This window comes from Nocardia sp. NPDC055050 (assembly GCF_053608345.1).
On the sequence record NZ_JBSGVG010000077.1, the window covers coordinates 1 to 10,514 of the forward strand.

At 63.9% G+C, this 10,514-nt stretch carries 9 protein-coding genes; 8 read left to right on the forward strand and 1 reads right to left on the reverse strand.

Going from position 1 to position 10,514, the window contains the following annotated elements:
- Positions 1-120 precede the first annotated feature (120 nt).
- Positions 121-1,443 carry an FHA domain-containing protein gene (locus ACWGCN_RS35325; protein ID WP_452460500.1) on the reverse strand — a complete coding sequence of 441 codons (1,323 nt, stop codon included), beginning with the start codon at positions 1,441-1,443 and terminating at the stop codon, positions 121-123.
- A 143-nt stretch (positions 1,444-1,586) separates the two neighbouring features.
- Between ACWGCN_RS35325 and ACWGCN_RS35330 the strand changes: the two genes are divergently transcribed.
- From ACWGCN_RS35330 to ACWGCN_RS35365, 8 genes are all read left to right on the forward strand, one after another.
- The gene (locus ACWGCN_RS35330; RefSeq protein WP_452529183.1) at positions 1,587-2,786 is read left to right on the forward strand and encodes a DUF7373 family lipoprotein; all 1,200 of its coding nucleotides are present in this window, start codon (positions 1,587-1,589) and stop codon (positions 2,784-2,786) included.
- 72 nt (positions 2,787-2,858) lie between these two features.
- Positions 2,859-4,052 (forward strand): DUF7373 family lipoprotein, encoded by a 1,194-nt coding sequence (locus tag ACWGCN_RS35335; protein WP_452458443.1) that lies wholly within the window; start codon positions 2,859-2,861, stop codon positions 4,050-4,052.
- Complete coding sequence (locus ACWGCN_RS35340) at positions 4,049-5,281, forward strand: DUF7373 family lipoprotein (protein WP_452458442.1); 1,233 nt, start codon at positions 4,049-4,051, stop codon at positions 5,279-5,281. Before ACWGCN_RS35335 ends, ACWGCN_RS35340 begins: the two co-directional genes overlap by 4 nt.
- A gap of 93 nt (positions 5,282-5,374) precedes the next feature.
- On the forward strand, positions 5,375-6,913 hold the full coding sequence (locus ACWGCN_RS35345) for a serine/threonine protein kinase (RefSeq protein ID WP_378993593.1): 1,539 nt from the start codon (positions 5,375-5,377) through the stop codon (positions 6,911-6,913).
- A 240-nt stretch (positions 6,914-7,153) separates the two neighbouring features.
- On the forward strand, positions 7,154-8,212 hold the full coding sequence (locus tag ACWGCN_RS35350) for a DUF7373 family lipoprotein (RefSeq protein ID WP_452458441.1): 1,059 nt from the start codon (positions 7,154-7,156) through the stop codon (positions 8,210-8,212).
- Positions 8,213-8,238: 26 nt separating this feature from the next.
- Entirely contained in the window at positions 8,239-9,468 is a 1,230-nt protein-coding gene (locus ACWGCN_RS35355) for a DUF7373 family lipoprotein (protein WP_452458440.1), read from the forward strand.
- A 350-nt stretch (positions 9,469-9,818) separates the two neighbouring features.
- Positions 9,819-10,142, forward strand: a complete 324-nt coding sequence (locus ACWGCN_RS35360) for a WXG100 family type VII secretion target (RefSeq protein WP_378661991.1) — start codon at positions 9,819-9,821, stop codon at positions 10,140-10,142.
- A gap of 33 nt (positions 10,143-10,175) precedes the next feature.
- Positions 10,176-10,478 carry a WXG100 family type VII secretion target gene (locus ACWGCN_RS35365; protein ID WP_378661988.1) on the forward strand — a complete coding sequence of 101 codons (303 nt, stop codon included), beginning with the start codon at positions 10,176-10,178 and terminating at the stop codon, positions 10,476-10,478.
- Positions 10,479-10,514 lie beyond the last annotated feature (36 nt).

Sequence of the window (10,514 nt, forward strand, 5' to 3'; positions counted from 1 at the left end):
CCTTCGTCGCCTACGCAACGGCGCCTGATCGACGGGACGGCCGCGAACCCGCCGCTGCGCGGCGGATCCCTCCTCGAGGTCGGGATGTGCGGGGCCGGGAATGCGATCGGTGGAGGGCTGTCAGCCGAAGGGCGGTGGTGCGGCCGGTTCGTAGCGCAGCACCCGGTTGCCGATCATCACCTCGGTGCCGGGGACGAGCACCATCGGCTGATTCGGGGTGAGGCGGACCCAGTCGCGGTAGCCGGGGTGCCGGCTGCGGGTGCCGTTGGTGGAACCGCGATCGATGAGCTGCACGTCCCAATTCACCAGGTGCACTTCGGCATGCGCGCGCGACATGCCGCCGGAGGTGTCGTCGATGCGCAGCGGGATGAGTCCGCGCTGGGCGGCGTCGGAGTTCTCCGGGTCACGCCCGATCACCGCGTCGGCGGCCATCAGATAGGTCATGCCGTCGTCGAGCACGAGCATGCCGAGCGGCGGGCGGACCACCTCGGCGAGCGCTTGGGTCTGATCGACCGGCATGCCGCACACCGTGCAGAACGCCGAGCGCGGATCACTGGGATGCGCACGCGCGCACTTGAATCCCATCACCTTCACCGCCAGCACCGTCGACTTGGCGGTGGCTTCGAGCCTGCGCTGCAGGTCGGGGTCGGGTTCGGGCGCGGGATTGGTTCCGGAGAGCCGGGTTTCGGCGTTGTGCGGGTCGGCGACGGGGGTGTCGACTGTGCCGTGCGCCGCGCCGGTGACAGCGTCCAGCATCGAGGTCGCCGGCTGCATCCCCGTCGCGGGCTGCTCGGACGGTCGTGAATCCGGTTGCGCCACACGCGGTTCCCGATCGATACGCGCGGTAGGCGGTGGCGGCCTGCGAGTCCGGCCCACCGGTTCCGCGGTGCGCACCCGGCTGCGCACATCGTTGGACCACATCACGGCCCCGCCTGCCTGCGCGATTCCCTCGACCAGCCAACCGATTCCGCGCTCCGGCGGCAGATCCGGGATGCGGCCCTTGGCGTCGTCGACGAACAGCGCGACCGCCTTCGCGGGCTCGGAGGCGACCCGGTCGACGGTGAACGCCGCGTCACTACCGCGGTAGTACTCCGGGCCGTGGTCGTCGGCGAGCACCGCAGTCACCGAACCGTGCAGGAAGATCGCCACGCCACCGTTGTCGGCGGCCGAGAGCACCCCGAAATCGATCGGCACGCCCGGCGAGATCTGCTCGGCGTACTTCATGAGCCACCGCGTCGCCTCGCGCGCCACCACCGAACCCGGCCCCGACGGCGCCTGCTCGTGCGCGTCACGCACCAACTCCGCCAGCGATTCCAGCGCGATCGCCGCGGTATCGCCGGGCGTGAGCTTGCCCTGCCCGCGATGCGCGACCACGATCACCGCGCCCGCGACCCGTGCGACCGCGTGACTTCCGAGCACCACTTCGACCTGCCGATCCCTCACAGGTATCGGCCTCCACCGGAACTGCACAGCAGGGGGGTCGCCATGTCATCCAGACTATGGCAAGCACCCCGATCAGGTCCCCCTGGGCGGGGTAGGTCCGGTAACTTCATAGGTGTTGCGGGAGGAACATCGAGGGGAACCTGATGATCGATTCGACCAGAATTCGCATCGCGCTCGCCTGGGGTGGGGCTCTGATCGTCCTGTCCGGGTGTGCCGTCAGCGGCACACCCGTCGCCGCTGAGCCCGATGTGCGCGGCCTGGAGACCGGGACCTTCGCCACCGACCGGCACGCCTACACCGACACCGCGGGCGACAGAGGCGCGATCGTCGAGGGTGCGCGGATGTCGGCCGCCGTGGTGCCCGCGGTGCGGATCGATCCATCGCTCTCGCACGGACGCGGCGGCGTGATCGTCCCCGATATCGAACGCGCGCTGGATTTCGTCGCCAACGTCTCCAAACCTGTTCTGGAGAACCGCAAGTTCGTCACCGGCTATGTCGCGCTCGGCGCCGACAAGGCAGATCCCGACGGCCAGACCCGTCCCGGTCCCGACGCGACCGCGCTGACCACGGCGCTGTTCCGCTTCCCCACCGCGGCGGCCGCCACTCTCGCCGCGCGGGAACTCGAGGACGTCGACCTGGCCGTCTCCCCCGACAACCGCAAACTCGCCTCCACCGAATACCCTGACGCCTACCTCCATTGGCGCCCCGGCGTGCCCACCATCGGCGCCTTCCTCGCCCACGAAGAGTTCGTGATCTCGCTGTTCATCCAGCGGCCCCGGGCCGACGCGGCCGACCTCACTTCCTGGGTCGACAAGAATCTCGCCGCCGAACTCGCCCAGCTCGCGAAGTTCGACCCCACGCCCACCGAGAAGATCTCCGACCTCCCGGTAGACCCCGCCGGACTCCTGGCCCGTGCGGTCGTCGACGACCGCGCCGCCATGCGCCCCGGCCAGTACTCGTTCGCCTCCTATGCTCCTGAGCATCTCGTCAACAAGGCAGCCAACCTCACCACCCGCCAGAACCTGGTCGACGCAACAGGAGTGGAAGCCCACGCGGTGGTCGAGGGCGGCTCCGTCACGCGGGTACGCGACCAGTCCGCCGCGCAATCGCTCATGCAGGGCCTGATCGATTCGGCGGGCCACTACGACCCGATCACCGCCCCCGCCGATGTCCCCACCGCGACCTGCCTGAAACTCAACGACAACGGCAACAAAGAGGACGACTACGTCTACCGCTGCTATGTCGCCTACAAGCGCTATCTGGCCATGGTCAGCGCCGACGGTGAGCCCGAGGTCCGCCAGAAAATCACCGCCCAGTACGCCCTGCTGGCCAACAGCTTGTGAGTTCGCTCGGCCCCACTCCTCGATTGCGGTGACGTAGGATCTCGCCGACGATCGTTTCGGGGAGGAAATGAGTTGCGAGCCACCAAAGTCGTCTGTGTCCTGGCGACCGCACTGTTGACCACTGTCGTCACGGCCTGCGGTGGTCCCGACGAGATCGCCGCCACCGACGCCCCGGTGGACCTCGCCACTCTCGACGTCGGCAACTATCCGACCCAGCCCCGCCAGGTCGGGACGGTCGCGAACCTGGACCAGGGCCGCTTCATCGAGGCCGAACGCCTCGGCGACTTCGTACCGACGCCCGCCGATATCGATCCACGATTCATCCACACCAATCCGTCGATCGCGTCGGTGTTCCTCGACGCCGAAGCCGCGCTCGGCAAGATCATGGCCGTCGACCGGTTCGCCGAGGTCGCCCCCGATTTCATCGGCGGATTCGTGAGCTCGGCGGAGACGAAGCCCAGCAACATGGGCCTGGACATGGTGAACGCGGTGATGATCTTCCCCGATGCGCAGAAGGCCACCACCGCCGCGGCCGAGCTGGAGAAACTCGATTTCGGCTACGCCCCGAACAACCAGCGCATCGAGATTCCCGGTTATCCCGCGGCGATCGCGCACTGGCAGCCCGATCAGCAGTCGATCGGGTCCTGGTTCGCCACCGGTCATCTGGTGATCTACACCTGGTTCTACGACTATCTGAAGATCTGGCTGGAGAAGGTCGACAAGCAAGCGCTGCTCGACCTCACCCGCAAGAGCCTCGACACCATCGTCCCCGCCGTCACGAAATTCACCCCCACCCCCAGCACCGAACTGATGACCCTGCAGCGCGATCGCGACGGCATGCTCGGCCGCACCGCGCCCCGCCCCCGCGAGGATTCCTGGATCAACCCACCCGGCGTCTACGCGGGCCGCACCGCCCGCCACTTCCTCTCCGACCCGGTGAGCGCCGCGAAGATGATCGACGACTACGGCATCGACCTCTACGCCAACGACGGCGCCGAGGTATACCGCGCCCGCGACATCGCCGGCGCCCAGGGTGTCCGCGACGAGCTCGGCGGCGTCACCCGTAAATTCACCGCCTCCGCCGCACCGAAGAACCTGCCGAGCGCCCAGTGCAAGGAATACATCGGCAGGAAACAACGGATCGCGATCCGCTTCTATTGCGCGGTGTCCTACGACCGCTACGCCGCCTACGTCTGGTCGAACCAGCTCCTCGACGCCCAGCAGCGGATCTCGGCCCAGTACGCATTGTTGGTGAACGCGAAATGACAATCCGATCCGCCGTGCTGGCCGCCGCGCTGGCCACCGTCCTGACCGCGTGCGGCTCCACCCTGTCCGGGCAGGCGCTGCCTGCCGAGATGGATGTTCGCAGCCTCGACGTCGGCTCGTACCCGACCGAGCCGGTCAACGCCCACGACGACGACCCGGTCCCGCCGTTCTACGAGATGTACGAGGTAGCGGCGATGCGGATCGCCGACTATGTGATCAACTCCCGCGACGTCGACGCCCAGATGACCTACGGCAAACGCGCGACCACTGTCTCCGCCGGCGTGATGCCCTCCGCACTCGGCGACGAGCCGGCGATGTCGGCGATCGCCAAGAAGTACAAGATGCTCTACGGCTTCGAATCCAATGGCGCCGCCAAGGATTCGCGGGTCGAAACCTACGGTGACTGGCCGACGAAGAAGGCCGACAACAGGCTCACCGCCACCACCATGGTCCTGCAGTTCCCCGACGCGGACCGCGCGACCGCCGCCGCGAAAGAGTTCTACGACACCGACTTCGCCATGAAGGAAGGCCGCAACCAACCCGTTGCCATCCCCGGACACCCTGCGGCCCTGTCGCATTGGCGTCCCGACTCACCCTTCCTGCGCACCGTGCTCCCCCACGGCCCGTACGTGATCGCCTTCCTGCTCTCGGTGCCGACCCCCGACCAGCAAGCGCTCACCACCCTCGCCGCGAACGCCCTCACCGAGCAGATCGAGGCACTCGCCGAAACCACGCCGCTCACCGACGAAGAGGTCATGACGCTGCCGTGGGACCCCGACCACCTGCTGATGCGCACCCTCAACCCTGACCAGCTGGCCAACCCCGAGGGCTCGGGCTACTACGTGGTCACCGGCAAACACGGCATCCTGCACTACGCGGGCGACCAGCTCCCCACCGATCGCCACTACATCGACGAGCAGCTCACCAAGATGAGCGCCCAGCAGGTGGCCCTGTCCTGGGGCTCGATCGCCGTGCGCACTCCCGACGAGCAGACCGCCCGCCGCGCGGTCACCGAGAAGATGTTCCTCTGGCAGGTAGAAACCGAAGCCGCCAACCCACCCAACCTCCCCGACACCGCCTGCGTGGAGAACAAACGCACCGGCGCGGCGAAACGCTTCAGCTGCATCCTCGCCTACAACGAATACGTCGGAATAGTCAGCGGCAACCAGCTTTTGGATGCCCATCAACGTGCGGCCGCGCAATATGCACTATTCGCCAACAGCCGATAATCCCACACCGGCCGACCCCTACGGAGTCCTATATGCTCCAGCCGGGAAAGCGGCAGTGTGCGGCATTGAGTCAGGAGATCGTAAAAGATGGTGATGAGCCACGGCACCATCGTCGGCGGGTACCGCGTGCAGCGGGTACTCGGTGCCGGCGGCATGGGCACGGTTTACCTGGCCAAACATCCCAGCCTGCCGCGGATGGACGCCCTGAAGGTGCTCAGCGCCGAACTCAGCCGCGACCCCGAGTTCCGTGCCCGCTTCGAGCGCGAGGCCAATCTCGCCGCCGGCCTCGACCACAACAACATCGTCTCGGTCTACAACCGCGGTGAAGAGCACGGCCAGCTGTGGATCGCCATGCAGTACGTGGACGGCACCGACGCCGCTGCCGAACTGGCCCGCGACCCGCACTCCATGACCCCGCTGCGCGCCCTTCGCATCACCAGCGAGGTGGGCAAGGGCCTGGACTACGCCCACCGCCGCGGCCTGCTGCACCGCGACGTCAAGCCCGCCAACTTCCTGCTGTCGAGCAGCGACGGCGAAGAGGAACGCGTCCTGCTCACCGACTTCGGTGTCGCGAAGTCCACCGACGACGCCACCGAACTCACCCAGACCGGCAGCTTCCTCGCCACCATCGCCTACGCCCCGCCGGAACAACTCAGCGGCGCCGTCCTCGACCACCGCGCCGACATCTACAGCCTCGCCTGCGCCTTCTACAAACTCCTGACCGGCCAAAACCCTTATCCCGCAGCCCAACCCGCCATGGTCATGATGGGCCACCTCCACGAGCCCCCACCCCAGGCAACGCGAGTCCGCCCCGGCCTCCCCCACGCCATCGACCACGTCTTCGCCCGCGCGATGGCCAAAAACCCTGCCGAACGTTTCGCCACCTGCCGCGAATTCACCGATGCCGCATCGAACGCGCTGACCCCGGGCTTCAACCCCACCGGCCACAACACTTCACCGACTTACCCGATCCAGGTGATGCCGCCCCGCGAGCACACCGATCCGCGGGCCGCGGTATCGCTGCACGGACTCACAGCATCCACACCGACCGCTCCCAGCAAGACCAAGCGCGCGGTAGTGATCGGCGCAGCAATCGCGCTCGTCGTCGGAATCGGCACCGGAGTCGGCATTTGGGCCGCGGGCGGATCCGACCCAACGCCCGGCACCACCACCAGCACATCGGCCTCTGCCCTGCCGCCGATCGAGCAGGAACGCAAGGACAATCCGCAGTTCGCAGGTAAGACTGTCACGCTCCTCAATGTCACGCAGCAACCGAACAAATTCGGAATCTATTTTACCGGCAGCCCGCAGACACAGTTTTTGGAAAAACTCGGTTTCGTCTACAACTTCAAGTACACGAATACCGAAGGGATTCCGTCACCCAAAGAGGTCTCGGACAGCTCGAGTGCGCTCGAAGCACCTGACGACAGCTACGTCATCGTGCTCCGTAGCGACGAGAAGGCCGGTGGCGGTGGGCTTCTCGGTCTCCCGTACGGAATAACCAGCTCACGCGCAATTGTCGTCCCTATCGATGATCCCAGCACGGTATCCGCCATGCGGAATTGGTCGCCCGAATCCGAGGCACTGATGATCAGCAAGCTGGTCCCCGTCCTCAAATCAAAGATCAGATAGAGAAATTCGAAAAACTACCAACGGGGGGACGCTTTGCGTTCTGAATTGACATCACCAAATGCATCAAGAAAACGAGCATACAGAGCGGCATTAAGCGCGACAGTTTCTATCGCATGCCTGTTGGCGACAGGCTGCGGGGGCGAAGCAAGCCCGGCCGGCCCGGTGGCCGCTCCAGAGGTACAGGTCGACCTGAGTAAGCTCGAAATGGGAAACTACCCGAGCAAACCGATCCCCTTGGGAATGGCTGAAACCGACGACGAGGCAGCACTGGTCGAAGCGCGACGCATTGCCGAGGCCATGCCCCTGCCTACAGAGATCGACCCAGCGCTGAATTTCACAAACCGATTCAACCAGAGTCGTACGTTCACAGATGTATCGCACTACCCATTGTCACGGGATCTGCTCATGAGCCGCGAAGATTTCAACACCTTCGCACCTGGGTTCATATCCGGCTATTACAGCGAGGGGCGATCTGACTTCAATGGAAATCTCTCCTGGACACTGAACAACTATGCCCTTCTGTTTACTGATGCCGAGTCAGCCAAAAATGCCGTGCCATCCTTGGGCGCCAAGCACCAGGAAATTCTCGGGGCAAACTACCAAGGCACCCGGCTATCGCGATTTCCTGAAGCTCATGCCGTGTGGACCCCGCGATACGATGCAATCTACGTGTGGCATTCAGTAGGTCAATTCTTGGTGCTGACCGTCGTCAGAGACAATCTCAGTGATCAGATCGGAACCGACGACCTACCCGGGATGCAGTCCAAGGCAGAGAAGGTCATCGCGGCTATCCAGCCCAGTTTGTCGAAATTCACACCGACTCCGCGCGATAAATGGAGCACACTGGACCGCGATATCGACGGAATTCTTGCCATGACAGTCCCTGCTACCAACGACTCTGTAACTGACGGTGCCACGATCCCTACTGCATATCAGAAGCATGGCGCATTGCAGGTCTCGCTAAATATCACTGAAGACCAGCGACTGTTCGATGAAACAGGCGTTGACGTGGCCGCTTTCAACGGCGGGGAATTATATCGGGCCAAGAACGCAGAGTCCGCACAACTGCTGGAGAAGCGACGGGGCGAACGTGGCCGCATGTTCATTGTGGCACCGAGCCCACCAGGACTGCCGTCTGCCAAATGTCACGAAAATCGTGAAAAATTCCGCGGTGTCAACCCGCGGTTCTACTGCACCATCACCTTCGGCAGATATGCGGCCCAGATATCCGCAAACCAACTAACCGATGCACATCAGCGAATTTCGGCCCAGTACTCGCTATTGGCGAACTCCAAATAATAGCCAGACGGAAGCGAGGACAGACCATGCGCAAACATATTGCTAAAGTTGCGGTCGCAGCTGTTATTTCGTCGATTTTGGCATCAGGCTGCGGATCGAACGTCGACGGAACGGCGATCGCAGGCGAAATCGATGTCCGAACCTTGGATGTAGGAAAGTACCAGACGCTCCCGGTCAGCGCTTATTATCAGTATAAGCACGGCTACAAGTACGGCCAGGAACTAGCAGCTATGCGCCTGGCCGACCATCTCGTACTCGGCACCGATGTTGATCCGAGCCTGAAGTACGGGGCCTGGGGTTCGTTTACATCCGAAACCTTGTTGAGCGAGTTCAGCGATACGGTGAAGCCATCACTCAAAGAGCATCGGCTGCTTTACGGATTCAGTACCGGGAGCACCGATAAAGAACATTTCGGCACGTTTACCCTATCGCCCGGCGATGACGTCCTGGCAGATACTCAACGTTCACTCAAACCGACATATTTCGGAATGCGTGTAATGCAATTTCCGGACGACGATGCAGCAAGACGCGCGGCCGAATCGATCGAGGTCCTCGACTTCCAGGTAGCCGCCGACCAGAATCAGAAGCTGACAATCGACAAGTACCCGGCCGCCCACGCGCATTGGCGCCCCGGAATACCGAGCATGGCCGCGAATATCGCGCGAGGCAGTTACGTCGTGAGCCTGCAGGTGGGTCTGCCGTCAGCTGATCTGCCGCAATTGAAGGATCTGGCCGGCCGAGTCCTGGATGCCCAATTGCCACGGCTCGACAAGTTGCCGGCGCTCACGCCGATGGAAATACTGATGCTCGAACACGATCCTGCCCATGTGTTGGAACGTGCGTTGAACCGCGAACAGCTGGGCGGGCCGGAAGATACGCGGTCGGCATCGTACGGCCTCCAGGGTTTCCTGCAGGTACAACGTGCGGAGCAGGAACACCGGGGTCTGTACGAGGAGACCGGCGTCGATCACATCGGGATCGGATGGGACGCAACCGTTTTCCGGGCACGAGACTCTTCTGCCGCGGAGAAGTTCCAGGCCGGGATGTTCGAGGGCCCGCGATTCGGCCCGGCGAACTCGCCCACCGCGGTGCCCGCTACCAACTGCATCGAGAACAAGGTCACCTCCAGTGACATCAAGCGGTTCTCCTGCTCGGTGCGTTACCGGCAGTATGTCGGGCTCGTCAGCAGCCACCAGATCAATGACGCGCATCAGCGTGCGGCCGCGCAGTATGCCGTCTTCGCCAACGCCCAGTAGCTGACGTTGCACACATGCTCCTGTCCGACAACGGCGGCGGGAGTGGGGTGTGCAGACAGCGCCGCGATCGGTATGGTGATACGCGAAGTGCCGCTGGCCTTGTGACTCGGGCTGTGGCAGGGGAAGGAGGGGGAAGCTTCGCGGACATGTAGGCCTCGTGTCGCCAGGGCGACGGCGGAGCCATGAATCCGCAGGTACAGCAGGGTGGACATCGGCGTCATCCCGGGGGCCGAAAAAAATCTCGGAAGATGTGGGAACCGATCCACCCTGGCTCGCGTCCAATCATATGAACGGGTCGACCGGAGCAGTTGCTCCCGACTCCCAGCACAGCAAATCGGAAGGAAGACACCATGGCGGGTCAGCTCAGTGCCAGTGCAACCGAAATTGACAATTTCGTGAAGACCTCCGAGTCCAAGCACCAGGATCTGCTTACCGCGATCCAGGCGCTGAAGACGCTGGAGGACCAGACCACCGCAACGTGGAGTGGTGGCGCCCGCGCAGCGTTCGACTCCTTCATGGAGCGTTACTACTTCCAGGCCGACAAGCTCAACGACAAGCTCCTCGAGACCTGCGAAAACCTGCGTAACGCCGGTAAGTCCTACGACGAGCAGGACCACGACTTCGCCTCGCAGGTGAAGGCCCAGGTCAGCTCGCTCGACCTCCCCGCTCTCTGATCCGACCCCACCACACTTAGTAAGGAGCCATCGATGGCAGGCAACGACGTCACGCGGATTTCCGCTAACTTCGGCGAGGTCGAGGCCGGTGCTCAGCGCATCGTCCAGGATGCCCGCGGCATCATGACCATGCTGGAGGACTTCCACAAGCAGGTCACCGACTTCGTCACCAACAACTGGGCTGGTGACGCGAACGATGCGTTCACTCAGCTGCAGGCGCAGTGGAACACCCACGTGCAGCAGCTCAACACCACCCTCGAAGGTGCCGGCACGCTGGTCCAGACCGGCAACTCGGACCTCAAGGGCACCGACACCGCTCTCGCGGGTCTGTTCTGATCCCAGCACCATACAAGTCAGGCCCCGGCTCAGAGC